This window comes from Mesorhizobium sp. M0904 (assembly GCF_040319475.1).
Classification (GTDB): Bacteria; Pseudomonadota; Alphaproteobacteria; order Rhizobiales; family Rhizobiaceae; genus Mesorhizobium.
Genome location: NZ_JAMYOC010000002.1, coordinates 52,218 through 75,503, shown reverse-complemented (window position 1 = coordinate 75,503; position 23,286 = coordinate 52,218). Strand labels below are relative to the sequence as shown.

General features: G+C 63.3%; 30 protein-coding genes. 18 read left to right on the top strand and 12 right to left on the bottom strand.

What is annotated here, in order from left to right:
* Window positions 1–59: 59 nt before the first annotated feature.
* Entirely contained in the window at window positions 60–1,499 is a 1,440-nt protein-coding gene (locus NKH80_RS02855) for a LuxR C-terminal-related transcriptional regulator (protein ID WP_352507828.1), read from the bottom strand.
* Window positions 1,500–1,631: 132 nt separating this feature from the next.
* On the opposite strand from NKH80_RS02855, the gene NKH80_RS02850 reads away from it, so the two are divergent.
* Window positions 1,632–1,940, top strand: a complete 309-nt coding sequence (locus NKH80_RS02850; RefSeq protein ID WP_352989485.1) for a hypothetical protein — start codon at window positions 1,632–1,634, stop codon at window positions 1,938–1,940.
* A 371-nt stretch (window positions 1,941–2,311) separates the two neighbouring features.
* Here NKH80_RS02850 and NKH80_RS02845 read toward each other — a convergent pair whose 3' ends face one another.
* Entirely contained in the window at window positions 2,312–2,956 is a 645-nt protein-coding gene (locus tag NKH80_RS02845; RefSeq protein ID WP_352705608.1) for a peroxiredoxin-like family protein, read from the bottom strand.
* Between the two features lie 470 nt (window positions 2,957–3,426).
* Between NKH80_RS02845 and NKH80_RS02840 the strand changes: the two genes are divergently transcribed.
* Window positions 3,427–4,017, top strand: coding sequence for a DUF922 domain-containing Zn-dependent protease (locus tag NKH80_RS02840; protein WP_352705601.1), 591 nt, complete (start codon window positions 3,427–3,429; stop codon window positions 4,015–4,017).
* A 44-nt stretch (window positions 4,018–4,061) separates the two neighbouring features.
* On the opposite strand, the gene NKH80_RS02835 is transcribed toward NKH80_RS02840, so the two are convergent.
* Entirely contained in the window at window positions 4,062–4,805 is a 744-nt protein-coding gene (locus tag NKH80_RS02835) for an SDR family oxidoreductase (protein WP_352989481.1), read from the bottom strand.
* A 319-nt stretch (window positions 4,806–5,124) separates the two neighbouring features.
* Between NKH80_RS02835 and NKH80_RS02830 the strand changes: the two genes are divergently transcribed.
* From NKH80_RS02830 to NKH80_RS02795, 8 genes are all read left to right on the top strand, one after another.
* Window positions 5,125–5,748 (top strand): NAD(P)H-dependent oxidoreductase, encoded by a 624-nt coding sequence (locus NKH80_RS02830; RefSeq protein WP_502900903.1) that lies wholly within the window; start codon window positions 5,125–5,127, stop codon window positions 5,746–5,748.
* 68 nt (window positions 5,749–5,816) lie between these two features.
* Window positions 5,817–6,149, top strand: coding sequence for an ArsR/SmtB family transcription factor (locus tag NKH80_RS02825; RefSeq protein WP_352989477.1), 333 nt, complete (start codon window positions 5,817–5,819; stop codon window positions 6,147–6,149).
* 16 nt (window positions 6,150–6,165) lie between these two features.
* Window positions 6,166–6,672 carry an arsenate reductase ArsC gene (locus tag NKH80_RS02820; protein ID WP_352989474.1) on the top strand — a complete coding sequence of 169 codons (507 nt, stop codon included), beginning with the start codon at window positions 6,166–6,168 and terminating at the stop codon, window positions 6,670–6,672.
* A 5-nt stretch (window positions 6,673–6,677) separates the two neighbouring features.
* Window positions 6,678–7,364 (top strand): aquaporin, encoded by a 687-nt coding sequence (locus tag NKH80_RS02815; RefSeq protein WP_352880067.1) that lies wholly within the window; start codon window positions 6,678–6,680, stop codon window positions 7,362–7,364.
* The gene (gene arsC, locus NKH80_RS02810; protein WP_352989470.1) at window positions 7,361–7,783 is read left to right on the top strand and encodes an arsenate reductase (glutaredoxin); all 423 of its coding nucleotides are present in this window, start codon (window positions 7,361–7,363) and stop codon (window positions 7,781–7,783) included. Before NKH80_RS02815 ends, arsC begins: the two co-directional genes overlap by 4 nt.
* A 69-nt stretch (window positions 7,784–7,852) precedes the next feature.
* Complete coding sequence (locus NKH80_RS02805) at window positions 7,853–8,185, top strand: ArsR/SmtB family transcription factor (RefSeq protein WP_254819693.1); 333 nt, start codon at window positions 7,853–7,855, stop codon at window positions 8,183–8,185.
* Window positions 8,186–8,229: 44 nt separating this feature from the next.
* On the top strand, window positions 8,230–9,612 hold the full coding sequence (locus tag NKH80_RS02800) for an FAD-dependent oxidoreductase (RefSeq protein WP_352989466.1): 1,383 nt from the start codon (window positions 8,230–8,232) through the stop codon (window positions 9,610–9,612).
* The gene (locus tag NKH80_RS02795) at window positions 9,609–10,832 is read left to right on the top strand and encodes an MFS transporter (RefSeq protein WP_352989463.1); all 1,224 of its coding nucleotides are present in this window, start codon (window positions 9,609–9,611) and stop codon (window positions 10,830–10,832) included. Before NKH80_RS02800 ends, NKH80_RS02795 begins: the two co-directional genes overlap by 4 nt.
* Before the next feature lie 46 nt (window positions 10,833–10,878).
* Here NKH80_RS02795 and NKH80_RS02790 read toward each other — a convergent pair whose 3' ends face one another.
* Both NKH80_RS02790 and NKH80_RS02785 read right to left on the bottom strand, forming a co-directional pair.
* Complete coding sequence (locus NKH80_RS02790) at window positions 10,879–11,079, bottom strand: hypothetical protein (protein ID WP_352507818.1); 201 nt, start codon at window positions 11,077–11,079, stop codon at window positions 10,879–10,881.
* A 231-nt stretch (window positions 11,080–11,310) separates the two neighbouring features.
* A complete protein-coding gene (locus NKH80_RS02785; protein WP_352507817.1) occupies window positions 11,311–11,676 on the bottom strand; it encodes a VOC family protein in 366 nt (121 codons plus the stop codon).
* Between the two features lie 144 nt (window positions 11,677–11,820).
* On the opposite strand from NKH80_RS02785, the gene NKH80_RS02780 reads away from it, so the two are divergent.
* The 3 genes from NKH80_RS02780 to NKH80_RS02770 are packed head-to-tail and all read left to right on the top strand — an operon-like array spanning window position 11,821 to window position 13,323.
* Complete coding sequence (locus NKH80_RS02780; RefSeq protein ID WP_352507816.1) at window positions 11,821–12,132, top strand: hypothetical protein; 312 nt, start codon at window positions 11,821–11,823, stop codon at window positions 12,130–12,132.
* A gap of 8 nt (window positions 12,133–12,140) precedes the next feature.
* Entirely contained in the window at window positions 12,141–13,052 is a 912-nt protein-coding gene (locus NKH80_RS02775; RefSeq protein ID WP_352989459.1) for a sigma-70 family RNA polymerase sigma factor, read from the top strand.
* A gap of 13 nt (window positions 13,053–13,065) precedes the next feature.
* Complete coding sequence (locus NKH80_RS02770; RefSeq protein WP_352989456.1) at window positions 13,066–13,323, top strand: hypothetical protein; 258 nt, start codon at window positions 13,066–13,068, stop codon at window positions 13,321–13,323.
* A 69-nt stretch (window positions 13,324–13,392) separates the two neighbouring features.
* Here NKH80_RS02770 and NKH80_RS02765 read toward each other — a convergent pair whose 3' ends face one another.
* On the bottom strand, window positions 13,393–14,550 hold the full coding sequence (locus NKH80_RS02765; RefSeq protein WP_352880082.1) for a sulfite oxidase: 1,158 nt from the start codon (window positions 14,548–14,550) through the stop codon (window positions 13,393–13,395).
* Between the two features lie 629 nt (window positions 14,551–15,179).
* Between NKH80_RS02765 and NKH80_RS02760 the strand changes: the two genes are divergently transcribed.
* Window positions 15,180–16,700, top strand: coding sequence for an FAD-dependent oxidoreductase (locus NKH80_RS02760; RefSeq protein ID WP_352989453.1), 1,521 nt, complete (start codon window positions 15,180–15,182; stop codon window positions 16,698–16,700).
* Between the two features lie 30 nt (window positions 16,701–16,730).
* On the opposite strand, the gene dinB is transcribed toward NKH80_RS02760, so the two are convergent.
* The 3 genes from dinB to NKH80_RS02745 all read right to left on the bottom strand — a co-directional run bounded on the left by dinB (window position 16,731) and on the right by NKH80_RS02745 (window position 18,976).
* Window positions 16,731–17,972, bottom strand: coding sequence for a DNA polymerase IV (gene dinB, locus NKH80_RS02755; protein WP_352705571.1), 1,242 nt, complete (start codon window positions 17,970–17,972; stop codon window positions 16,731–16,733).
* Between the two features lie 113 nt (window positions 17,973–18,085).
* A complete protein-coding gene (locus NKH80_RS02750; RefSeq protein ID WP_352705706.1) occupies window positions 18,086–18,544 on the bottom strand; it encodes a GNAT family N-acetyltransferase in 459 nt (152 codons plus the stop codon).
* A gap of 69 nt (window positions 18,545–18,613) precedes the next feature.
* Complete coding sequence (locus NKH80_RS02745) at window positions 18,614–18,976, bottom strand: hypothetical protein (RefSeq protein ID WP_352989449.1); 363 nt, start codon at window positions 18,974–18,976, stop codon at window positions 18,614–18,616.
* 188 nt (window positions 18,977–19,164) lie between these two features.
* Here NKH80_RS02745 and NKH80_RS02740 point away from each other — a divergent pair, with 188 nt between their 5' ends.
* Window positions 19,165–19,461: a hypothetical protein gene (locus tag NKH80_RS02740; protein WP_352507809.1), complete on the top strand. Its 297-nt coding sequence runs from the start codon at window positions 19,165–19,167 to the stop codon at window positions 19,459–19,461.
* 208 nt (window positions 19,462–19,669) lie between these two features.
* Here NKH80_RS02740 and NKH80_RS02735 read toward each other — a convergent pair whose 3' ends face one another.
* Window positions 19,670–20,374 carry an XRE family transcriptional regulator gene (locus NKH80_RS02735; RefSeq protein ID WP_352691796.1) on the bottom strand — a complete coding sequence of 235 codons (705 nt, stop codon included), beginning with the start codon at window positions 20,372–20,374 and terminating at the stop codon, window positions 19,670–19,672.
* A gap of 74 nt (window positions 20,375–20,448) precedes the next feature.
* Between NKH80_RS02735 and NKH80_RS02730 the strand changes: the two genes are divergently transcribed.
* From NKH80_RS02730 to NKH80_RS02720, 3 genes are all read left to right on the top strand, one after another.
* The gene (locus tag NKH80_RS02730) at window positions 20,449–20,847 is read left to right on the top strand and encodes a hypothetical protein (RefSeq protein WP_352989446.1); all 399 of its coding nucleotides are present in this window, start codon (window positions 20,449–20,451) and stop codon (window positions 20,845–20,847) included.
* Between the two features lie 122 nt (window positions 20,848–20,969).
* Window positions 20,970–21,566 (top strand): GcrA cell cycle regulator, encoded by a 597-nt coding sequence (locus tag NKH80_RS02725; protein ID WP_352989443.1) that lies wholly within the window; start codon window positions 20,970–20,972, stop codon window positions 21,564–21,566.
* A 61-nt stretch (window positions 21,567–21,627) separates the two neighbouring features.
* Window positions 21,628–22,233, top strand: a complete 606-nt coding sequence (locus tag NKH80_RS02720; protein WP_352475566.1) for a DUF6456 domain-containing protein — start codon at window positions 21,628–21,630, stop codon at window positions 22,231–22,233.
* A 44-nt stretch (window positions 22,234–22,277) separates the two neighbouring features.
* Here the strand turns inward: NKH80_RS02720 and NKH80_RS02715 are convergent, their stop codons facing one another.
* Window positions 22,278–22,586, bottom strand: coding sequence for a hypothetical protein (locus NKH80_RS02715; RefSeq protein WP_292664589.1), 309 nt, complete (start codon window positions 22,584–22,586; stop codon window positions 22,278–22,280).
* 247 nt (window positions 22,587–22,833) lie between these two features.
* Window positions 22,834–23,151 (bottom strand): hypothetical protein, encoded by a 318-nt coding sequence (locus NKH80_RS02710; protein WP_352803383.1) that lies wholly within the window; start codon window positions 23,149–23,151, stop codon window positions 22,834–22,836.
* Window positions 23,152–23,286 lie beyond the last annotated feature (135 nt).

Below are 23,286 nucleotides of genomic sequence, written 5' to 3'. Positions count from 1 at the left end.
CGGCTGCCGACTGTGTCCACGCAAGGACTGGAATGTCGCCTCGGATGCATGCGGCCCTGTTAGATGAGCCTTGCCAGCCTTGCGGCGTCGCGTATGGCCAGCACGGCATCCGGATTGGTCACGGGATAGGCAGTGATGAAGCGTTCGACCGAAAATTCGGGGAATTCGGCTTTCAAACGGGCGGCAAACCTGGCCGCTTCGCCGGCCTCACTCGTGGCCGCATGCGCGAGCGCGAGAAACATCAGCACGTCCGGCGACTCCGGCGAACTCCGGCGGAGCGCTGCAATGGCTTGCCGGTGTCTGCCGGCGGCGAACAGAATGCGGCCCTGCATGCCGAAATACCAGGGCGGGGCCAGTGGGTTAAGCCGCATGGCACGCTCGATGAGCGGAATTGCCTCGGCCGGATCGCCAACGACAAGCGCCTTGCTGCCGGCAAGTAGCGGCAATATGCCGGCATGATTGAAGCCGTATTCGAGAGCGCGCCGGTGGGCGCTCTCCGCTCCTTCGAGATCGCCAAGGCATGCTCTGAGGTTGCCAAGGCACGCGTGGGCGCAACTGTCCGTCGGGTCGAGGCGCAGTGCGTTTTCGGCCGCCGTCCGCCAGTTCTCGATCGAGGTCAGCACGTCGTCGCCAAAGCCGTTGCAGGCCTCGATCGAATAGGCATAGGCGAGTTCGGCCCAGCAGTTGGCGAAAGTGGGGTCAAGCTCCAGCGCTCGTAAAAACAGACGGATCGCCGCCGCATTGCCGGCGCGGCTGAACGTCGTGTGCTGTTCTACACCGAGCAAATAGCAATCATAGGCGCGCAGGCTGGCCGGCGGCTTGCGGCGAACCGCATTGCGGCCGACGGTGGCGAGGGTTCCGTAGCTGCCGGCCAACATATTGATGATGCTTTCGGTCAGGCTGTCCTGCAGCTCGAAAATGTCCTCGACAGGCCGGTCGTAGCGCTCCCTCCACAGGCTGACGCCGTTACGAGCATCGGCAAGCTCTATCGTCAAGCGAACCCTCTGGTCGTCGGCGCGCAACCGGCCCGAAACTATATAGGTGACGCCGAGCATCTTACCGTCCGCGGCAAAATCGGCCGGCTTGCTGCCCAGTGATTTCATCGTGTGAAAGGCTATGACAGGCAAGCCTGCGTAGCGCGCCAGGTCGATGGTGATGTCCGACGACAGGCCATCGGCAAAGCGACGCCATCGCTCTTCGGAATTGAGGCATTCAATCGGGAATATGGCAAGCGTTGGCGGGGCTTCGGACAAAGGCAAAAGCGCTTCCTGCGACGCGCGCGGGATACCGCTAAAGTAGGTCGCGAGCCCGATCTTCGTCCGTACGCCGAGCTTTTCGTAGATGCTCGCAAGGTGAGTGCGAACTGTGGTCGGGGCAATGAAAAGCGCCTTGCCGATTTCACGGTAAGTCATACCGGACGCGAATTTTTCCGCAACCGCGCGCTCGCGACCCGACAAGGCGTCGAGCGCCTGGGCTTTCGAAGCGTCGTTGAGCATCATGCTGGAACCCCGTCCCCAGCGGAAGAATACTACAAATGCAGGTGGTCGAATACTGCATCTGCCCGATGCCGCCGCTGACGCACAAACTGCAAGGTCGCCCGCAGCAACAGCTGTAGTCAGGGGAGGGCTTCCATGCGTACCGTTTCGGTCGTTATTGCATGCACGATTTTGAGTTTTTCGGCGGGTCTGTCGCCGTCGTTCGCAAGAGGATGCAGGCAGGTGCTGGAATCGGATGTGAAAATCACGAGCATGCGACTCTACGCCGACATTCTGGCCAATGCTGCCCGCAATGGCTGGGACTACACACCTGAATCGATCGTCAGCGGCTCAAAGCGGCATTTCGAGGAGATGAAGCTCCAGTTGAACAATGCCGGCTATGAGATCGTGCCCGTCGGCGTCCGCCTGTATTGCAAACGGTCGGAAACGCTCGCCGCCCGCTAGTCTAGCAACCAGTGATCCGCCCTTTTGCGGCGAAAGCTTTCGGCAATGGCGAGCAGAAGTCCGCGCCGGATCCATCTTGATCCGCTCAGCGCCGTGGGCTTTCAACGCGCCCAGGAACCTTCCCGATGCTGCCGCCCGACACCGGGCGACACCTCAGGTAAACGCGCCGGGTACACACCCGGGCAGCAAACCATTGATGGGGATCGAAGACGACCATGCGCCACTCCGCCTGGACCACGCGCTGTACCACTTGGACGGCACGCCAGCCGGCCGTTAGCCCTCCGCGCCTGAGCATCTCGATGATGGTTGAATCCAAAATCACCACAGTTCGGTGCTCGTCGAGCGAGCTTTCAGCAGCCTGGTTCCGCAGCCTAAGTATGTGCAACTTCGGAAGCTGCCGAGATCAATTCCTCGGGATTCGGCGCTCTGAAGGTGTTGAGGCCATCCTCCAGAACTTCAGTGAAGTTCCAGCGTACGATGCCCGCCCGGTCGATTAGGAACTGGCCGACAAGCTGCGCCTGGCTGGAAGCCATCGCCTGCTGATCGACTTCCGTAATCTCATAACCTTCCTTCTTGTTAAGAAATTCATTCATTGCCATGACGTCCATAGGCTCGGGCAACTCGCCCGGGAGATGGAACGGTATCGCCATGACCGTTTCCATCCCGACCTCGCGCAAGCCGAAGGCACGGTGCGAGGCCCGCTCCGGGTCGGATGCGGCGAGAAGATCGGGTGCCGGGTGGTAACGGAAATAGAGCCGCGCCCGCTCGACTGGCGTATTGACCACCGCCAGGCATTCGACGCCTTTCTCACGCAGGGCCGGCTTAAGTTGCGCCATCGCCGCGACATGGCGCCGGCAGAACGGACAGTGCAGGCCTCGGAATAAACCGATCAACAACGGGCTACGGCCTCGAAAATCATCGAGCGCGATCTTGCCTTCGCGTGAGATCGCATTGAGCACAACATTCGGTGCCCGGTCGCCCGGCTGCAGCGGGCGGTCAACACTACTCGTGGACATGGACAACCTCCTCGCCCTGGGTCAGTCAGGGAAAGCAGCACACCCAGCGTTTCGGAGGCGATCAAGTTGCCGGGGGCGAAAGCTTCCTGTGCCAAGGCAATAACTTTCGACCTCTGCCATATTGCCGAGGTCGAGATTACGCGTGTTGCAAGCTCATCATAACACGAAAAATTCATCTGCGGGTCGTCCGTTTCGCGAGCCGTCTCGAGCGCCGCGGAACAGTGGGTCGCCTCATCCGTGGGGGCGACCCAGCGGCGAAGCACAGGCCAAGTTAGACAGCGCGCGGCAGGCTGACACCGGGAGGCTGGGTTCCGGGGGCAGGGCGTTGCCCGGCAATGTTCGGTCGCGGCGACATGGCGTTACCTGTGGATTCTTGTATACGAGCATCCCAGCATAGCCGGCTGCCGGCTGTGTCCACGGAAGGGAACTGCTCGCCACTTGCATCGATCACGGCGGCTGCGAGGACTTGCATGAAAACAGCCGTTCGCCTTTGCCTGCTGCTCGCCTTTCTGCCGACATCGCTGGCGCATGCCGGCTGGCAGGCGGTCGAGAAGGTCGAGACCTATGCCATCTCGGGGCAGTCCGGCCCGGAGCTCTATGCCTCGATCGGCGGGCGCGGGCCGCTGCTCGGCGAGCGCCGGGTCATCGCGCATACCAATTTCAAGCTGACCTGGGTGAGGGACTACCAGCCGCAAGGCGACGCCTGCGTACTGGTGTCGGCGCGACCGAAGCTGATCATCACCTACACCTTGCCGAAGCCGGCTGCGCGGCTGCCGGGCGCAATCCAGAAGAACTGGGAGATCTTCTCAGCCGGCCTTGCCGCCCACGAGAAGGTGCATGGCGCCAGCATCATCGACATGGTGCATAAGATCGAGGCGGCCACCATCGGCCTGACCGTCGCCGATGACCGTGGCTGCAGCAAGATCAGGACCGAAGTTACGAGACGTCTCGCCGGAATTTCGCAGGCACAGCGGCAGGCGAGCCGCGATTTCGACCGGGTCGAATTCGGCCCGGGCGGCAAGCTGCGGCAGCTTGTGTTCGCGCTGATGACCGGCGGATGATGCTGCAGGGCTGCGGGGGCGGCAGGGTACCACCTTTGCGGCCCTCACGCCTGCTCGGTCGGATAGAGGGTCAGGATGTTGACGTTGACCCGTGGCGGCTGGGTCACCGCGTACAAGATGGCGGCGGCGATGTCCTCGCTTTCCAGCTGCTCCATGTCGCCCAGCCTTTGCTCGACCGCTTGGCGCACATCGGCGCGCATATTCCGGGTGAACTCGGTCTTGACGGCGCCGGGCTCGATGCAGGTGACGCGGATACCGTCCTTGCCGATCTCGCGGCGCAGCGATTCCGCCATCGCGCTCACCGCGTGCTTGGTGCCGGAATAGACCACCGAAGGGTGGATATAACGGCCGGTGCCGGACGAGACGACGACGATGTGGCCGGCGCCTTGCCGCTGCATCGAGGGCAGTGCCGCATGGATCGGATAAAGCAGCCCGAGAATGTTGACGTCGACCATCCGGCGGTACTCTTCCGGCGTCGTGTTGCGGAACGGCGCGGCGACGCCGACGCCTGCAACCGCAAGCAGAATGTCGAGCCGGCCGTACTCCTGCTGGACCCGTTCGACCATCGCCGTGGCTTGCGTCTCGTCGGTGACGTCGACGACAATCGGCAGCGCCGCACTGCCGGTCTCACGGATCCGCCTCGCCAGACTGTCCAGGCGCTCGGTGCGCCGCGCAGCAATCACCAGCGTGGCGCCCTCGGCCGCCAACGCCAAGGCGGTGGCCTCGCCGATGCCTGAGGAGGCACCAGTCACCAAGGCGATCTTGCCGCTCAGTTTTCCTGTCTGCATCTTTTTCTCCCGAGGTTTGGATACGCCCTGAAGCTAGGTGCGGATGCTCTGAAAGCAATGCTTATGGGCGACTGAAGGACCGGACGGCTTGCGGGACAGAAGGGCCGGGACAGCGCCCTCCGGCAAGCCCATGTCTGCGCAATTTTCTTTGAGCGAACGAGCGGGCCTTGACGTGACTGGAGCTGTTGCGTCTTGATACGGGCTGGGGGGCTTCGCATGAAAACAGCTGATCGACTATGTCTGCGGGTGGCTTGTTTGCATGCGACGCGCCTGCAGGCACCACCGCGATCCTCTCGTGACCGACCGGGCTGAGCGCAAGATGAAGGTCCTCGTCGTCTATTGCCATCCCTGCACGGACAGCTTCAATGGCGCCGTCCGCGATATGGTGCTGGAGACGCTTGCCGATCGCGGCCATCAGGTCCACCTGCTCGACCTCTATGCGACCGGCTTCGATCCAGTCATGCGCACGCAGGAGTGGCGCGGCTACCACGACAAGGCGGCGAACCTGCAACCCGTGCACGAACATGCGCAGGAGCTGCTCTGGGCGGAGGCGGTCGTCTTCATTTACCCGACCTGGTGGTATGGCGTGCCGGCGATGCTGAAAGGCTGGCTGGAGCGCGTGCTGGTGCCGGGCTTCGCTTTCGAGATGCCGACCGCACGCCGCGGTCCACGGCCCAAATTGCGGCACATACGCCGGGTGATGGCGATGACCACATGCGGTGCCACGCCGCTGATGTCGTGGATCATGGGACAGCCCGGCCGGCGAACCCTGCTGCGCGGCTTCCGCTCCGTCTGCCATCCGCTGTGCCGGACCAAATTCGTGGCGCTCTACCGGATGGACAGCGTCTCGGCCGCCGGTCGCCAGGCGCATCTGCAGCGGGTCAGGAAAGCGGTTGCAAGCCTTGGTCGCGCTGATGCGGTCGCCGCCACAGTGCCTGGCTGACAAGCTAGGCGAGCCGTCACCGGCATAGGCGCGTTGACTCTATTCCCCATTTCTGGAAATCTGGAAATATGGACAAGACGCTCGCCCTTTCCGCACTTGCCGCGCTCGGCCAGGAGACCCGGCTGGACGTTTTTCGGCTTTTGGTGCGGGCCGGCGCCGAGGGCGTAGCTGCGGGCGAGATCGCCTCACGGCTCACCGCGTTGCCGAATACGATGTCGGCCCATCTCAAGATCCTGTCGCATGCAGGCCTGGTGCGGACCGAACGAGAGGGCCGCAGCGTGCGCTACTTCGCCGATATGACCGGCTTTCGCGATCTGCTGGCCTACCTCATGGAGGATTGCTGCAATGGCGCGCCGGAACTTTGCCAGCCGGTCATCCAGGCCGTGACCTGCAACTGCTAGAAGGGAAGGGTACGCCATGAGCGAGCCATACAATGTTCTTTTTCTCTGCACCGGCAATTCGGCAAGATCGATCCTCGCCGAGGCGATCCTGAACCGCGTCGGCGCCGGCAAGTTCAAGGCCTATTCGGCTGGATCGCATCCGAAGGGAGAGGTTCATCCCTATGCCCTCCAGCTTTTGAAAAGCCTCAACTACGATACGTCCTTTGCCCGTTCGAAGGACTGGCAAGGGTTTGCCGTGCCCGGAGCCCCGGAGATGAACTTCGTCTTCACGGTCTGCGACAATGCCGCCGAGGAATCCTGCCCTGTCTGGCCAGGGCAACCGATGACGGCGCATTGGGGCGTACCTGATCCTGCCGCTGTTGAAGGCACCGAGGCGGAAAAGCATCTCGCCTTTGCCGAAGCCTACCGCATGCTCAACAACCGGATTTCGATCTTTGTCAGCCTGCCGATCAATGCGGTCGACAAGCTTGCCTTGCAGAAGCGCCTCGATGAGATCGGCCGCAATCTGCCGAAGGCCGGCTGAGCATCATGGCCAATCTTTCCCGCCGCCTTACCGCCGAAGCCCTCGGCACAGCTCTGCTGGTCGCCACCGTGGTCGGTTCCGGCATCATGGCTGACAGGCTGAGCAATGATGTCGCCGTCTCCCTGCTCGGCAACACCTTGCCGACCGGGGCGATCCTGGTCGTGCTCATCACCATATTCGGGCCGATATCCGGAGCGCACTTCAACCCGGCGGTGACGCTGGTATTCGCGCTTCGACGCGAGATCGAAACGAACGCAGCGCTTGCTTACGTCGCCGCCCAGATTGCCGGCGGCATCGCCGGAACGTTGCTCGCGCACGCGATGTTCGAACTGCCGATCCTGCAAGTGTCGGCGACGGTGCGGACCGGAAGCGGGCAATGGATTGCGGAGTTGGTTGCCGCCTTCGGGCTGGTCTTCACCATCCTCGCCGGCCTGCGCTCACGTCCGGATTCGATCCCCTGGCTGGTCGGGCTCTATATCACCGCCGCCTATTGGTTCACCGCGTCGACATCCTTCGCCAATCCGGCCGTCGCCATCGCCCGTGCGTTCTCCAACACGTTTGCCGGGATCCGCCCCGCCGATCTGGCGGGCTTCATCGCCGCCGAGCTTTTGGGCGCGTTGCTGGCCGTGGCATTGGCAGGGTGGTTGCTCGCCCAACCGAAACCAGTCGGACAGATGAAAGCTGCGCAATGACCATCACCGTCTACCACAACCCCGATTGCGGCACCTCGCGCAACACGCTGGCCATGATCAGGCAGTCCGGCGAGGAGCCGGAGGTGATCGAATGTCTGAAGAACCCGCCATCGCGGCAAAAACTCGTCGAGCTGATCGCGGCGATGGGCATGACGCCGCGCCAATTGCTACGAGAGAAGGGCACGCCCTATGGCGAACTCGGCCTGGGCGACCCCAAGTGGAGCGACGACGAGATCCTCGATTTCATGCTGGCGCATCCGATCCTGATCAACCGGCCTATCGTGGTGACGCCGCTCGGCACCATGCTCGCCCGACCCTCCGAAGCGGTGCTCGATATCCTGCCCAATCCGGATATCGGCCCGTTCACCAAGGAGGACGGCGAGGTCGTCATCGACGCCAGCGGTAAGCGCGTCGGCTAGATATCGTCTTATTTCGATCTTTGTCGAAATTCTCTTGACGTGCAGCGATTCTGGAAATAGCTTATTTTCATGAAACTCGAAAAAGCAGCCGCGCAACTTGAAGCCCTCGGCAACCCGACGCGGTTGCAGCTCTATCGGACGCTGGTGCGAGCCGGCGATGAGGGGCTGCCGGTCGGGCGCATCCAGGACAGGCTCGGTATCGCCGCCTCGACGCTGTCGCATCACCTCAAGCGGCTGGTCGACACCGGCCTGGTAACGCAGGAGCGCCAGGCGACCACGCTGATCTGCCGGGCCAACTATCCCGCCATGAACGGGCTCATCGGATACCTCGCGGACGAATGCTGCGCCGACGGCACCTGTGCGCCGGCATCGGCGGAAGCGGTCGCCAAAACGGCGGCGTGATTTTTTTGGCATTATAATTCGAAATTACCGGAAGGATGGAAGATATGGATACGATCGAAAAACTCCCTGTGGCGGTGATCGGCGCCGGGCCGGTCGGTCTGGCGGCAGCGGTCCACCTCATCGCGCAGGGCGTTCCTGTCAAAGTCTATGAAGCCGGCAATGCGGTTGCATCCAATCTCAGGGATTGGGGCCATGTCCGGGTGTTCACGCCTTGGCGCTATTGCGTCGATCGGGCGGCCAGAGACCTGCTCGAGGCGCATGGCTGGCGGATGCGCGAGCCCGAGGCATTCCCGACCGCGGACGACCTCGTCGCGGACTATCTCGAGCCGCTTGCAAAGCTTCCGCAATTGTCGCCGTCGATCGAAATCGGCGCCCGCGTCGTCGGCATTTCGCGCTGGGGCGCCGACAAGGTGCTGAGCAAGGAGCGCGAAAACCGGCCGTTCATGCTGGTGGTCGAAACCTCCACCGGCGCCAGGCGCGACAGCGCCCGCGCCGTCATCGATGCGTCGGGAACCTGGCAGATGCCGAACCCGCTCGGCGCCGGCGGAATTCCTGCAGAAGGCGAAGCCGAATTTGCCGACCGCATCGCCTACGGCATACCCGATATTCTCGGCCGCAACCGCAGCCTTTATGCGGGGAAGACGACGCTGGTCGCCGGCTCCGGCCATTCCGCCGCCAATGCGGTGCTGGATCTCGCCAGCCTGGCAAATGTGGAGGCCGGCACGGCTTTCATCTGGACAACGCGCGGCACCGATCTGGTGCGCATCTATGGCGGCGGCGATGCCGACCAATTGCCGGCACGCGGCGAACTCGGCGCCGAAGTGCGCGAACTCGCCGAGAGCGGCGGCGTCAGGCTGGTGACGGGCTTTGCGGCTGTTTCGATCCGCGATGCCGACGGACGGCTGGTCGTCGAAGGCCAGACCAGGGACGGTTTGCAGGCGCTTGGCCCGGTCGACCGCATCATCGCCGCGACCGGACAACGCCCGGATCTGTCGCTGACGCGCGAGCTTCGGCTCGAGCTCGATCCGTGGCTGGAAAGCGTCAAGGCACTGGGGCCGCTGATCGATCCCAACGAGCACTCCTGCGGCGACGTGCCGCCGCACGGTCACCGCGAGCTCAGCCATCCAGAGCAAGGGTTCTATACGGTCGGTATCAAGAGCTATGGCCGCGCGCCGACCTTCCTGCTGCTGACCGGCTATGAGCAGGTCCGCTCCGTCGCCGCAGCGATCGCCGGCGACATGGTGGCGGCCGACAATGTCCAGCTCGTGCTGCCGGAGACCGGCGTCTGCACCGTGCCGACCATCGGTACTGCCGACAAGGGGTGCTGCGGCGGTCCGGCGCCCACCGCTTCGGATGCCTGCTGTGTCGCCGATGTCGACGCAAAGGCGATCGGCAAAAGCGGTTGCGGCTGCAGCGTCGCGGCATGAGCCTTTCGCCGCCTTCGACGGCCATCCTGCGCAGCAGCGGCGCGATCATAACCACGCTTGGCCTGACGCAGATCATGGCGTGGGGATCGTCCTACTATCTTCCCGCGGTCATTGCACCGGCGGTCTCCTCCGATACCGGCTGGCCGCTGGCATGGGTTGTCGGCGGGCTGTCTCTCGGCTTGCTCATGGCGGGATTGATCTCTCCGCGCGTCGGTTCATCGATCGAGCGGCATGGCGGCCGCAACGTCCTGGCATTCAGCGCCGGATGCATCGGGGTCGGCCAGATCGGGCTAGCCCTTGCTCCCAACCTTGCGGCCTATATCGCTGCCTGGCTGATCATCGGACTGGGCATGGGTGCGGGGCTCTACGATGCCGCTTTCGCCACGCTTGGCCGCCACTACGGCCACGGCGCGCGCTCCGCAATCACCGCGCTGACGCTGTTCGGCGGTCTTGCGAGCACGATCTGCTGGCCGATCTCAGCCTTGCTGCTGGGGGAGGTCGGCTGGCGCGGCACCTGCCTGGTTTACGCCGCCTTTCAGCTGGCAATTGCGCTTCCGCTCTATCTGGTGATCCTGCCCCGCGCGGCGCCGCAACCGGCAGTCAAACCAGAATTGAAGGAGGCGGCACCGGTCCTGGAAAACAATATGGATCCGTCGATCATGATCGTTCTGGCCGCGACCCTCACGCTTGCGGCGGTAATCTCCTTGACGCTGTCGGTGCATCTGCTCACCATCCTGCAGGGCAGCGGCATGGCGCTGGCCGCGGCCGTCGGGCTCGGCGCTCTGGTCGGCCCGTCCCAGGTGGCGGCGCGCGCGATCGAGATGATGATTGCGCGCTACCACCATCCGATCCTGACCAAGTTCGCCTCAGTTGCCTTTGTGGCGATCGGCGTTTCGGCGCTCTGGGCCGGCATGCCAATCATCCCGGTGGCGCTCGGTTTCTATGGCGCGGGCATCGGCCTCGAATCCATCGCACGGGGAACGCTGCCGCTCGCGCTGTTCGGCTCGAACGGCTATGCGAGACTAATGGGTCGCCTCGCCATGCCGAGCCTGATCGCCCAGGCGGCGGCACCCTCGGCCGGCGCATTGCTGCTGGAGCGCTTCGGCCCGCATGGGACGTTGGCCGCGCTTTCCGGTCTGGCGCTGGCCAACGTCCTCCTGGCATGCGGCTTGGGGTGGCGGATGCTCCGCCGGCGGGAATCGCAGGTTCAATCCCGATAGGATTTGACCAGCGTTCACCCCCTTCACCTGGGTAGCGGGAGATCTTCTAAGGGTCGGCAAGGAAGGATGCGGCGATCAGATCGTCGGCATCCAGCCGCAGGGAGCCTTCGGCGCCTCCCATGATGGCGGCAACTTTCTGAAACGTCTTCATCTCGTGCTCGGTGATCTGGGCGCTTCGCATTCTGGCTTTGAGGTCAGCAACGCGCAGCCCCAAACTGTGGGACATTCCGATTTTACGGTTCGACATGGTAAGATGCTCCTCCCCGGCCCATGTTTGTTTTGCCACCCGCCCTTATTCGCATTTCCTCCGCCTGCCTAAATATGAGGCATCGCGAATACAGCGCCCGAACGCCCGATGCAAGGGAAGGTTCCGGGGCGCAGAGGTCACGAAATAATAATGCGAAGGAAGCACGGCCGATGGTCCGGCCGGAGGTAGGACTTAGGTACGACGCGCGGCCGGACAGAGAGCTCCGGTGGCTCATCGGCTGGCGAGGACCATGCGGTTGCCTTCGCTATCGCGAAACTCCGCCACCGTGCGGCCCGGCTGCCAGGGCGCCTCATGCGGTTCGGTGACGATCTCGACGCCGCTCGCCTTCAACGCCGCGCTCATTGCTCCGACATTTTCGTCGACCAGCACCAATACCGGCTCCGCGCCGGGGGCGTCGTCGGTGCGCCTGATGAAGTGCAGGTTCGTCACCGCATGCGGAAATGCCAGCTCGATCCAGCGCCAGCCGCCATCGCCCATCTTCTGGTCGGCCAGCACCTGACAGGCGAGATGCCTGGTGTAGAACGCCTTGGCACGGTCCTGGTCGAACACTGGAAGCTCGGCAAACTGGATATGCATGATCGTCTCTCCTGCTTGATGGCTGCCGCGCAGCCGCCCACGCGGGAAAGACGATCCGGGCAACCGAAAAGATTCTTCGGTAATGAGAATCTTTTCAGCGCGGCCGGTCGTCCTTCGTTCATACCAACCACTCAGGAGACGACGATGAATTATGCGCTCATTCGATATGGTGTGAACCAAGCCGACCTGGAAGAGAACCGCGCGCTGGTCGAAAAAGTGTTCGAAGCGCTTGCCGAGGCGGCGCCGCCGACGGTGCGCTATCTCGTGCTCGAGCTGGACGACGGTTCGTTCGTCCACATCGTCGGTCAGGACGGCGATTCGTCGGCGCTGACCGGGCTTGCGGCCTTCAAGGCGTTTACGGAAAACCACGCCCAGCGCCGCTCCACCCCGGCAATGCGATCGCCTGTCAAAGTCATCGGCAACTATCGTATGCTGGCGGATCAAAAAGCCGGGTAGCGCCTGCCATGCCGCTCGCGCAGAAATGGGACGCTACGCCGAAAATGAACAGGGCGACTTTGGAGGCGATGCTCGTCGGGTTGCGGCCAAGGCTGCATCGCTACTGCGCGCGCATGGCCGGCTCGGTGATCGACGGCGAGGATATCGTCCAAGAGGTGCTGATCAAGGCGCTGCAGGCGATCGACGGCGGCGCGATGGTCGAACGGCCGGAGCAATGGCTGTTTCGCATCGCCCACAATGCCGCGCAGGATCATCTGCGGCGGCGCAATCGGGAAAGGTCGCGCATGACCGAGGCCGACATGAGCGTCATCGAGGACCCCTCCGGTAGCGCCGACAGCCGGCTCGCCGCCCAGACCGGCCTGCGCTCCTTCATGCAGCTTTCGGTGCCGCAGCGCAGCGCCGTGATCCTGGTCGACGTGCTCGGCCTCAGCCTGCACGAGACCTGCGAAGTCACCGGCGCGACGCTCGCCGCCACCAAGGCCGCGCTGCATCGCGGGCGGGCCCAGCTCAAGCTGCTGGCGCTGCAGCCCGAGCAGGCGCTCGCGCCGAGGCTCGACGCCGATGACGAGCGCCGGCTGCGGCGCTATGTCGACCTGTTCAATGCCCGCGACTTCGACGCGGTCAGGGCTCTGATCGCCGAGGACGTCCGGCTCGATGTCGTCAACCGCGTCCGCCTGCGCGGCAAGGCCGAGGTGTCGACCTATTTCGGCAATTACGACCGCGCGACCGATTGGGCGCTGTCGCTGGGCTTTGTCGACGGCCGGCCGGCGATCCTCATCCGCAACCCTGGGGACCCGGACGGCGCCGTGCGCGGCTTCATGCTGGTCGAATGGGCGGGCGAGGAGGTCATCCAGATCCGCGATTTCCGCTACGCACCCTGGTGCTTGCCCGATGCGGAGATCAGTACGATAGAGCGGTGAGGGGCTTGCCGCGATGGCGCGCGGAGGCGACGGGGCCAAGGTTGCGCCACCGGACAAGTCTGCCATCGCCTCGGTCACCAAGCTGAAGGGTTCCGCTTCCGATTTCGGGGAGCGGTATCGTCGCGAAGAGGATCTACGGCCCACAGCCGTCATGCTCGATATAGAGCGGCGCCAGCTTTCGGATCAGGCAGCCTCTTCCTGGTTGACCCAAACGCAATTGCCACATGGCCGCAAGTTCTTAGAGCGGTTCCGGCTCTCCTGGAACCGGTAACCCGCTCTAACTATTTGTTTTGCCGCATTTATGCGGACGCAAAATGATTCCATTTGGCTGCAAAATGCTCTAGCCGACACGCACGCGGCGCGTCACCTGGCCATTGCTCTCCCAGTATGTGTGTTTCTTGGCAATCAAGGGATCGTCCATCGCCGGTTGAATTTGTCCCGTGGTGCTGACCGCGCGCGAGGTCACCGTGTGTTCTCCAGGAGAGGGATTTGCCCAAGCCAGGGACCAAATTTTCCAGGCGTGCTCTGCCTCCTCACTGTGGTCAATGGTCGCTGGTGCCCAAGGCCCCTGGTCGATTTGAACTTCGACCCGGTCGATCGGCGCCCCCCAGGCTGCGCCAACGATGCGGTAATCCGAGTCTTTCCGGGTAACCTTCGCAGGCGCGGACTTTATCAGCGCTCGCCCGACTGACGTCTCGGCCCATACGGTCTCGCCGTTGTGGTCCTCCTCCCGGATGGTGACATAGTCACGGGCCATCAGAAGGCTCATGAACCGCGTATCGCGAACCTCGATGCGCTTTAGCCACTTGACGTTGGCGATCCCGTACCAGCCTGGCGCAATGAGCCGTACCGGGAAGCCATTGGGCGCCGGCAAGACGGCTCCATTCATTTCATAGCAGAGGAGATTATCGGGGTTCATCGCGTCGGCGAGCGACATGCTGCGAGCGAAGTTCTGCTGCATCTTGACGTCGCGTATTGCGACCTCGCCTTTGTCAGTACCGAAAAAGACGACCTCGATGCCCTTCTCCAGAACGCCGGCTTCCTCGAGGATCGGGGCGAGCGGCGTCCCAGCCCAGCGGGCATTGCCGATGCCGCCGGTGAAGAAGGGAAACCCGTGGTTGCCCGAGCATTCCACTGTGAAAACGACCTCCTGCCGCGGTCGTGCCCTGATGTCGGCGAGCGTCAATTTTAAGGGCTTCTTGACCAGGCCTCCGATCTCCATCGACCATGTCTTCTCGTCGATCGTTGGTCGGTTGAAATGCGAGATGCTGAAGAACTTGTCGTTTGGCGTTATCCAGCTATCCAAATCCTCCCAGACAAGCTGTTTCTGGATACCTACCGGATCGGGATTTTCGGTCGGCTGATCCAGCCATGGAATAACTTCCTCGCTCGGCCGTGTTGGAAAAGCGTAAGCCCGACGCGAGGTATAGAGAGCAGCAATTGCGGCAAGAGCCGCGCTTCCTTGAACAAGAAGTTCTCTGCGCTGAAAATCAGGCATGTTGTTTACCTCCCAGTTGATCCGGAACGGGCTGCAACGTGCCTTAGGCCGTAGCCTGATCACGGATAGGCGACACAATGTGAAGTCTGCCCATTCGGAAGTATCCGGATGGCTCAGACAATCACCGACGCAAGTCAGGCATGTGAAGCGTTGGACGAAACTCTGGCTCGCGTTTCGCATGCCAAGAGTGCGCCTTTGAGAAGGACGTGTCCACAACTTGGACGGGACATGATGATGATTGACATTCCATGCCGATTTTCGGTCCTGCCAAATCGTTGCTGCTCGGATCGCTGCCGAACGCCCGCTTCTGGGTCATTTCGGGACCTTCGTAGGTTCTCGTCGAACCGGTGTTTCCTGCCGGCCAGTGGGTTGGTCGGGCGGCCGGCATCGCCCTGGTCGCCTGGGGCGGCGCAACGCTTTGGTCTGACGACCAGGGCTGCCTCGAATGTCGCATTTGCAGGAAACGATCCCTCCTGACGCAAAGTGCATCGCACCGCCCAGCCAGGCCGGCTCACAACGCGTCGGGGCGGACCGGCGGTGACGTCAAGCTTACGCAGGCATTCAGGCGTCGAGGAACTTTGAATCCTGGCGTCCGTTTATCCGAATGTCGGGTATGAAGGGCTCCGCCAATGAATGTCAGCGATGAAAGGACTGTATCGCTTTGGGCGGCAACCGAAGTCGCGCCTGAGGCGGTTCCGCTCGAGCGGAGTGAACAGGTCGATGTCGTGGTCGTCGGATCTGGCATTGCCGGACTGTCGGTCGCCTACGAACTGGCCGTCGCCGGACAAAAGGTGGCGGTGCTCGATCGCGGCCGGATCGGAAGGGGCATGACGGCACGCACCACCGCGCATCTGTCATCGATCTGCGACGACTATTTTTCGGAACTGATCAAATTGCGCGGCGAGGAACTGGCGCGGATTTACTACCAAAGCCAGTCGGCGGCTATCGACCGTGTCCAATCGATCCAGGAAGCAGAGGGTATCGCGTGTGATTTCCGCCGCCTCGACGGCTTTCTGTTTCCGGCGTCAGGCAGAAGGGAATCCGTCATCGAGCGCGAACTGGGCGCCGCTCTGAAGATTGGTGTCGACGTCGAGAAAACCGCAGGCGTGTCGTTTGCAGGCTTTTCGGATACGCCCGTCCTTCGCTACGCCAATCAGGCGACATTTCACCCCCTCAAATATCTCCGCGGGCTGGCTGCGGGCATTCGCGCGCGCGGCGGCATGCTTTATGCGGAGACCATCGTCGACAAGGTCGCGGAGACCGACGGCGGCGTCCGCGTAAGCACGGTCTCGGGCTTTACCGTGTCTGCCAGATCGGCCGTTGTCGCCACTAATTCGCCGATCAACGATCGGGTCGCGCTCCACACCAAGCAAGCGCCGTATCGGACCTACGCGATGTCGTTCGAGATCGCGCGCGACGTTTTGCCGGATGCACTCTATTGGGACACGCTGGATCCCTATCACTACGTTCGCCTGCAGCCTGGTGAAGGCAAAACCGACTTTCTGATCGTCGGTGGTGAGGACCACAAGACAGGGCAGGCCGACGATGCCGACAACCGCTTCGCGGCCCTGGCGGACTGGATCAAAAAATTGGTGCCCGATATCGGCGCGGAAACCAATCGATGGTCCGGGCAGGTGATGGAGACTGTCGACCATGCCGGGTTCATCGGCCGCAATCCCGGCAACCGGCATGTCTTCGTGGTCACCGGCGATTCCGGTCAGGGCATCACCCATGGGGTTGTTGCCGGCCAATTGGTTTCCGACCTGATCCTGAAGGGGGAAAGCCCTTGGCGGGAACTTTACGAACCCTCCCGCAAGACGGCACGCGCGATCGGCGACTATTTGGTGGAGAATGCGACAGCGATCAGGAGTTTTGCCGAGTATGTCGCGCCTGGCGAAATCGATTCCGCCGATAAGCTGCGGCCGGGAGAGGGCGCTATCGTGCGCGAAGGGCTTACCAAAGTCGCGGCTTTTCGCGATGAGGACGGCACGCTCCACAAGCGCTCGGCCGCATGTACTCATGTCGGTTGCCATGTCCATTGGAACTCATTGGAACGCTGCTGGGACTGCCCCTGCCACGGCTCGCATTTTGCCGTCGACGGCACGGCTTTGAACGGGCCGGCCGTATCGCCCCTGGCTCCTGTCGGATAATTCTTCTTTTTTTCGCCGCCGCCGCGCAACTCACAATTCCTTCTCGGCCAGCTCCCGAAATGCGTCGGGAACCGACCGCTGTAGTCCGAGCGCGACCGAGGCGTAGCCGACCGCCTCCCAGCCGAAGCGGTCGCGGATCTTGTCGATGGCGCGATCAGCGGTCCAGCGCGCCGCGCCCTTCCGGGTACCGGGGCGGCGGCGGTCGTCGTCGAGCCCGAGCGGCAGTTCCAGTTGCAGGCCGGCATGCTGCTCCAGATGCGATACGGCGATCGCCAGCAGCGAGATGGTCTTTTCGTGCGGATGATCGATGAGCACCTTGCGGACCAGCGCCTCGGCGATCTCGGCCAGCATGGCGGTTGCCGATATCGGCTGATCGAGCGTGATCGAGCGCGTCACCGAGCGCAAATCGGCAAAGCGGACGCGAACCGTCACCGTGCGGCCGGGCCGGGATTTCGCCCGCAGCCTTGTGGCGACCCTGTCGGCCAGATGCAGCAGGGCGGGGACGAAGACCTGCTCGTCGGCCGGTTTTCGGCCGAGCGCCGATTGCGCGCCGGCCGAGCGCGCCCGGCGCTGCGTCTCAAGCTTGCGCGGATCGCGGTTCCACGCCAGCGCATTCAGTTTCTCTCCCGCCGCCGGCCCGAGCAGGCGCTCCAGCGCACCACTGTTGGTCTTCGCCAACTCGCCGATGGTGTCGACGCCGATACCGGCCAGCCGCTCCCTGGTGACCGGGCCGACACCCCACATCAGCTCGACCGGCAGGTGGTGCAGGAACTCCAGCTCGTGGCGCGGATCGACCACCACCAGCCCGTCCGGCTTTGCGACCTGTGAGGCGATCTTGGCCAGATGCTTGGTGCGGGCCACGCCGACCGAGATCGGCAAGCCGAGCTCGGCCCGCACGCGGCGGCGTATCTTGCCGGCGATCTCAGCCGGCGAGCCGAAGAGGTGGGTGCAGCCGGCGACGTCGGCAAAGGCCTCGTCGATCGAAATCCGCTCGACCACCGGCGTGAAGTCGCCGAGCACCTTGATTGCCGCATCGCCCAGCCGCTGATAGTCCTTGAAATGGCCGCCGACGAAAATGAGTTGCGGGCAGAGTTCCCGCGCCCGCCGTCCCGGCATACCGCCGCGCACGCCGAACGCCTTGGCTTCATAGGATGCGGCAAGCACGACCCCGCCGCCGACGGCAATCGGCTTGCCGCGCAAGGCCGGGTCGAGCAATTGTTCGACCGAGGCATAGAAGGCATCCAGATCCGCGTGGAGGATGTTGGCTTCCATCCGGCCCGTTCGCCCGCGGCCACTCGAACGCCGCATTGTCTCGCGTTATGATAGGAACATAAAGAGAACATTGCGGGTGAATTGTCAAGCAGCGCGGAGGCCGCCGCCGCAACCTACAGCGCCATCTTGTAGCCGAGATGACTGGCGGTGAAACCGAGGCGCTCGTAAAAATCGTGCGCCTCCCGTCGACCTTTGTCCGTGGTGAGTTGGACGAAGCTGCAATTGCGCGAACGGCACGTTTCAATCGCCCATTCGACCATCAGTTTGCCGACGCCGCGCGAGCGCCATTGCCGGGCGACGCGAACGCCTTCGATCTGGCCGCGCCAGGCACCCTTCCTGGAGATACCCGGAAGGAAGGTGAGTTGCAGGGTCCCGACCACTTGCCCGGCCTCGACAGCCACGGCCAGCAACTGGTTGGGATCGGCATCGATTGCGCTGAAGGCATCGAGATAGGGTGGCGCAAGCGGCGTGGATGGGTCTTCCCGGTCTGCACCGAGCACATCGTCGGCAAGCATTGCAACGATCGCCGGCAGGTCGGGCGCCTGCGCGGCACGGAATTCGATCTCGCTCATCGCCTGGACATACGGCGTAGATTTGGCGTTCGCAATATCCGTTTTGACCCGCAAGGGAGGTCCGCGCCTTCAGGCGGTCTCAAACGCCCAGAGGCGCTGGCCGTAGCGGCGGAAGAAGCGGGCGAAGAGGCGCTGCTGTCTGGCACGGGCGAGGTCGGCGGCGCGCCTTTCCTGCCGCCAGCGCGGCATGTTGCGGAACATCGACAGGAAGCGGGCGGCGTCCTCGAGTGCCTCCTCGGCTGTCTGCGCCGGGCGGATCGCCGCCAGGAACAGAACGCGGCTCGGCTTCATCTGGTCAATCGCCGCCTTGCGCTGGCGATGGCCCTGGCGTGCCTTGCGGATGCCGTCCTGGCGGATGGCCGCGAAAGCGGCAAGCATGGCCGGGCTGTCGCCGCTATAGCCGCAGGCATGGGCGAACTGGGCTGGGTTCATCGTCGCTCCCTTGCTGCCGGCCGGCTGCGGTTCCGTGGCTCGCGCCGAGTCCAGTCCGCATGATATATAAGCATAACTCAAATAATCGAACAAGCGAAACTTTAACTCTGATGTAAGCGGAACCGACTCGACTCCGCCCCGAAAACCGATAATGATATGGAACAAAGCAGGAACAATGGGGATGGACTATGGCATTAGCGGGCAAGGAAGCGACGATCGCCGATGTCGTCTCGATTGCCGTCGAGTGCATCGATTGCGGCCGTAACAGGTGGTGGAAGCCGGCCGAGCTCAAGCGGCATGGGGTGAGGCCGGAGACACCGCTATCAGCACTTTCGGGGCGCCTCATCTGCAAGGCCTGCCGTGCCGATGGCCTGCCGGGCGCCGCCGTTTCGATCCAGGCCGCCTTCATCGACGACCGGCAACGGGTGCGCGCCGAGGCGCGCCTGCTCAACGGTCGAGAGCCGGAGCAGTCGAGGCGGGCTTGAGGGGGGAACTTCCTTCTCCCCTTGTGGGAGAAGGTGGCCGAGCGAAGCTCGGTCGGATGAGGGGTGTTGGACGGATCGCTACTAGGAAGACGTAAGGCTCTAAAAATCGTTCCGTATTTTTGACGCCGAGTTTCTTCCAGCCCTCATCCGGCTCGGCGCTGTGCGCCGATCCACCTTCTCCCACAAGGGGAGAAGGGAAAGCGGTCCGTCAATACCCCAGCAGTTCCTTGAGCGGGATGACGCGGAAGACGTTCTTGATGGCATAGCGGTTGAAGGTCAGGGTCTTGGGCGGATTGTACTGTTCGACGATCAACTCGGCGGCGGTGCGCTTGACCAGCTTCTTGATGAAGGCCTTGCCGTTTTGCTCGTTCTCCTCGGGCAGCGTCTCGATCACCACATGATCGCCGGGCACGGCGTCGCGGCCGCCACAATAGATCATCTCGCCGGGCTCGTAGCGCGGCACCATCGAATCGCTCAGCACGTGCAGCGCAAACACGTTGCGCAGATGCCGGATCCCCGGCGGCCGCTGGACATAGCCGGCCGGCTGGCCGTTGAAGGTGAAGTCGCCATCGTCGCCGCCGACGGCGGTGCCGAGAAGCTGGATATCCATCGGCCCGGCGGGCAGGGGGCCGGGATCGGTGACGATCTCCGCATCGGCAACCGGCCCGGCATCTTCGAGGAAGACGACCTCGCCCTTGCCGAGCGCCACCGGGTCGACGCGCAGGAAGGCGGCGGTCTTCAAAAGGTTCTCGGTCTTGGGCAGGTTGCGCCCGGTCTCCCAATTGCCGACGGCAGCGACGTCGGTGTCGTTGTGCTCGGCAATGTGACGCATCACCAGGCCGCGCTGCTTGCGCGCCCGGCGGATCGCCGCTCCGACCTTGATCGACAGTGCAGTTTTCGCCATGGCTCCCATCTGAGACATAAGATTCGGTTTCGTCTATGCAAGAATCGCTTGCAATATGATTTGAGTTATGCTCTTATGAGGGCATGCACAAGTCGCTTCACCAGCTTTCGGTCCTTAAATCCGCCGTTCAGCGCGCCGGCGGCGCTGGCCTGGAGGCGGTAGCGCAAACGATCGCCAAGGCCATGCATGTGCCAACCCTTTCCCCTTCGTCGCGGCTGTCCTCCTCCCCGGCCGGGACGATGCCCGAGGCTCGCGCCTCGGTTCCGGCAGCGCAAGCGGCCGGAACGGCCGGAGCCGTTCCCCTCACGGCTCCGGCCACGAATTACCCGTCGACCGGCAACGCGGATGCCGCGGTTTCCTGGATCCGTACCGAAGATGGCACGGTCATCGCCTTCGACAAGCGGACGGGCAAGGCAGTGTCCGGCGCAACAAGGCAGGCGACCGAGATGAAGCTCGACCGCAGCAGACCACGAGAAGGCTGACCGCCTTTCCAGCCTGAGGCGGGCGAAGCCGGCGCCGCACACACAACCACCCTTGCAGGGAATAAAACATCATGGCCGCCCGCTATTCCGCCTCTGAATTGGAACAAATCGAGAACTTATTGATGAGCGGGCTGTCGGCCGCGAAGATCGCCACCCGGTTGACCGCGCTGGGCGGCCGCCCGGCCTCGCGCGCGGCCATCATCGGCATCGTCCACCGCACCGCCCGTTTGCGCACCATCGGCCTTGCCAGATCCAAGGGCCGGTGTGGCGGACGCTCGGGCGGCCGGCTCGGAGATTCGGCGCCTGAGCCATCAAATGCCGCAAGCCAAGCGGAGGCCGATCCGAAGGCCGAGCCACGCTGCCGCCCCGCCAGGCTGTCGGCCAGGCTGTCGGCCAGGCTGGCGCCGCCGGCCTGGCAGCCGGGTCCGGCTCGGATCACCGGGTCCGATGGCGAGCGGCTCGAAATGCCGGCGCCGCGCCCGATCGCCGCCGGCGGCCGCCAGCCACATTTCGCCGCCATGCGCTTCATCGATTGCCTTTTCGACCGTTGCCGCGCGCCGCTCGACACGACGCTGCAGGACGATGCCGAAAACGATGCCACCGGCAGTCGCCCCGGTTTGGACATGCTGTGCTGCGGGCTGCGCACAAAGCCTTCGAAAAGTTACTGCGCCTATCACGCGGCGCGCTTCCTGCGCACGCTGCCGGCCGAAACGATTTGAGCCCAGTGGATGACGGAAATTCGCCAGAGCCCGACGACAAAAAACCAGGAGGACCGAGCCGATGAGCAGCAAAATCGCCCAGAAGACCAAAGCCAGGCCGACGCGATTGCCGAAGGGCGAGGCCGAGCAGGTGCGCATCCGGAAGGAGATCGGCCATGATTTCGCGCTGAAAGACGACAGGTTCGGCCGCAAGCGGCTGGCCAAAGGAACACAGGAGGCGGCGCGCCTCTATGAGGTCTCCAATGACGGCCACACTGCGACCGGCGGCATCGTGCGGGTGCGCAATGTCGACCCGCTGAGCGGCCTCACCTCGCTGTCGCGCCAGCAGCGCGAGGCGGGGATGCGCTACCGCCAGGATTTCCGCAGTTCGTCGGAGGCAACCGCCAAGCCGATGGCTTGGGCCGAGCGTGTCGACGGCGGCCGCACCGGCAGCGGCGTCGCAGAACACATCCTGTCCGCCGGCCGCGACCATGCCGAGGCCACCAGGGCGCTTGTCCATTGGGAGATCGCCGGCATCGTGCAAAAGGTCTGCTGTGCCGACGCAACGGTCAAGAGCCTGGCCGAACAGGCGGGCGAACCGCGCGACGTGGTGGTGAAACTACTCAAGATCGGGCTCGACATATTGGCCGTGCATTACGGCATGATGCTGATGCGCAAGCCGAGATGAGGAGCCCCGCCGATCCGGCCGGCACTACCGGCCGGATCGATCCGTCAACGACGGCAGACACGGATTCTTTCGATGATCCGGTGGTGATGACGCCAGTGCCTGATGACTTCGGTATGGCAGCGCCGGTGGTACCGGTACCGGTAGCGCGGCGCGTAGTCCTCGTTATAGACATCATAGCGGTAACGGGGGACGTACTCATCGTCGTAATCGGAATACCGATGGTGGCGATAATAATAGTCGTCGTCATAGCCGTTGCCGATGCCGATCGTGACGCTGCCGCCGGCATTGGCCGGGCCAATCACGGAAGCCGCCGAGGCGATGGCGATCACCGAGGCAAGCAGGAGCTTCTTCATAGCTACCTCCTTCATTAACGTCCCTCTAATAGAAAAACCCGCGAGGGGCAGGCTCGTTCCACAAATTAGCAAGATGCCCCCAACTGAGAGCCCCAATTAGCGCCGCGTGGGCGAAAATGCCTCTGGCTGTGCGGCAGGGTGGCCGTCGACGCAAGCCTCGAGCCGGTTGTGGTCCGCGCCGTATGTATCCCGGTGTCCCGTCAAAACAGCGACAATCGGGCGGTGCCAGTCCCGTCACCTTGCCGATCTATAGGACATGCCCCAGTTCCAGCAAAACGAAAGCGGTCGCACCCAGCACAGCGAGGGCGTAGGCCGCATAAAGAACAAGCAGCATCACCTCAAAGTCCCGGACGAAACTAGCGGCAATCCTGGTCTCCTGAGGCTCCGCTTTCTCGATGCGGTCGGCTTCCAGCTGCTCCGTTGCCACGACGAGGCAGACTATCCTGTCGTTGTCGGCCGCCTGCAATATCCGTTCGGTCAAATCGACTGCAATCACTGGATCATCGGCCAACTGATCCCGCGATAGCCGGCTTTCAGTGACGGTCTGGATTTCACGCTTTCTCACGCACGCATAATTGCGCCGACTAAATTAGGTTCCACTGAAATACATAGTAAAATACATAGATTGCGTCCACCCGATCGCGATGGGTGAGGCGTGAGCCCTGCTGGGCGTGGAACCACCGCCCGAGGCCCGCATTTG

Coding starts and splice junctions, on each gene's coding strand:
- NKH80_RS02855 (WP_352507828.1), bottom strand. CDS start 1,499: ATGATGCTCAACGACGCTTCGAAAGCCCAGGCGCTCGACGCCTTGTCG.
- NKH80_RS02850 (WP_352989485.1), top strand. CDS start 1,632: ATGCGTACCGTTTCGGTCGTTATTGCATGCACGATTTTGAGTTTTTCG.
- NKH80_RS02845 (WP_352705608.1), bottom strand. CDS start 2,956: ATGTCCACGAGTAGTGTTGACCGCCCGCTGCAGCCGGGCGACCGGGCA.
- NKH80_RS02840 (WP_352705601.1), top strand. CDS start 3,427: ATGAAAACAGCCGTTCGCCTTTGCCTGCTGCTCGCCTTTCTGCCGACA.
- NKH80_RS02835 (WP_352989481.1), bottom strand. CDS start 4,805: ATGCAGACAGGAAAACTGAGCGGCAAGATCGCCTTGGTGACTGGTGCC.
- NKH80_RS02830 (WP_502900903.1), top strand. CDS start 5,125: ATGAAGGTCCTCGTCGTCTATTGCCATCCCTGCACGGACAGCTTCAAT.
- NKH80_RS02825 (WP_352989477.1), top strand. CDS start 5,817: ATGGACAAGACGCTCGCCCTTTCCGCACTTGCCGCGCTCGGCCAGGAG.
- NKH80_RS02820 (WP_352989474.1), top strand. CDS start 6,166: ATGAGCGAGCCATACAATGTTCTTTTTCTCTGCACCGGCAATTCGGCA.
- NKH80_RS02815 (WP_352880067.1), top strand. CDS start 6,678: ATGGCCAATCTTTCCCGCCGCCTTACCGCCGAAGCCCTCGGCACAGCT.
- arsC (WP_352989470.1), top strand. CDS start 7,361: ATGACCATCACCGTCTACCACAACCCCGATTGCGGCACCTCGCGCAAC.
- NKH80_RS02805 (WP_254819693.1), top strand. CDS start 7,853: ATGAAACTCGAAAAAGCAGCCGCGCAACTTGAAGCCCTCGGCAACCCG.
- NKH80_RS02800 (WP_352989466.1), top strand. CDS start 8,230: ATGGATACGATCGAAAAACTCCCTGTGGCGGTGATCGGCGCCGGGCCG.
- NKH80_RS02795 (WP_352989463.1), top strand. CDS start 9,609: ATGAGCCTTTCGCCGCCTTCGACGGCCATCCTGCGCAGCAGCGGCGCG.
- NKH80_RS02790 (WP_352507818.1), bottom strand. CDS start 11,079: ATGTCGAACCGTAAAATCGGAATGTCCCACAGTTTGGGGCTGCGCGTT.
- NKH80_RS02785 (WP_352507817.1), bottom strand. CDS start 11,676: ATGCATATCCAGTTTGCCGAGCTTCCAGTGTTCGACCAGGACCGTGCC.
- NKH80_RS02780 (WP_352507816.1), top strand. CDS start 11,821: ATGAATTATGCGCTCATTCGATATGGTGTGAACCAAGCCGACCTGGAA.
- NKH80_RS02775 (WP_352989459.1), top strand. CDS start 12,141: ATGCCGCTCGCGCAGAAATGGGACGCTACGCCGAAAATGAACAGGGCG.
- NKH80_RS02770 (WP_352989456.1), top strand. CDS start 13,066: ATGGCGCGCGGAGGCGACGGGGCCAAGGTTGCGCCACCGGACAAGTCT.
- NKH80_RS02765 (WP_352880082.1), bottom strand. CDS start 14,550: ATGCCTGATTTTCAGCGCAGAGAACTTCTTGTTCAAGGAAGCGCGGCT.
- NKH80_RS02760 (WP_352989453.1), top strand. CDS start 15,180: ATGAATGTCAGCGATGAAAGGACTGTATCGCTTTGGGCGGCAACCGAA.
- dinB (WP_352705571.1), bottom strand. CDS start 17,972: ATGGAAGCCAACATCCTCCACGCGGATCTGGATGCCTTCTATGCCTCG.
- NKH80_RS02750 (WP_352705706.1), bottom strand. CDS start 18,544: ATGAGCGAGATCGAATTCCGTGCCGCGCAGGCGCCCGACCTGCCGGCG.
- NKH80_RS02745 (WP_352989449.1), bottom strand. CDS start 18,976: ATGAACCCAGCCCAGTTCGCCCATGCCTGCGGCTATAGCGGCGACAGC.
- NKH80_RS02740 (WP_352507809.1), top strand. CDS start 19,165: ATGGCATTAGCGGGCAAGGAAGCGACGATCGCCGATGTCGTCTCGATT.
- NKH80_RS02735 (WP_352691796.1), bottom strand. CDS start 20,374: ATGGGAGCCATGGCGAAAACTGCACTGTCGATCAAGGTCGGAGCGGCG.
- NKH80_RS02730 (WP_352989446.1), top strand. CDS start 20,449: ATGCACAAGTCGCTTCACCAGCTTTCGGTCCTTAAATCCGCCGTTCAG.
- NKH80_RS02725 (WP_352989443.1), top strand. CDS start 20,970: ATGAGCGGGCTGTCGGCCGCGAAGATCGCCACCCGGTTGACCGCGCTG.
- NKH80_RS02720 (WP_352475566.1), top strand. CDS start 21,628: ATGAGCAGCAAAATCGCCCAGAAGACCAAAGCCAGGCCGACGCGATTG.
- NKH80_RS02715 (WP_292664589.1), bottom strand. CDS start 22,586: ATGAAGAAGCTCCTGCTTGCCTCGGTGATCGCCATCGCCTCGGCGGCT.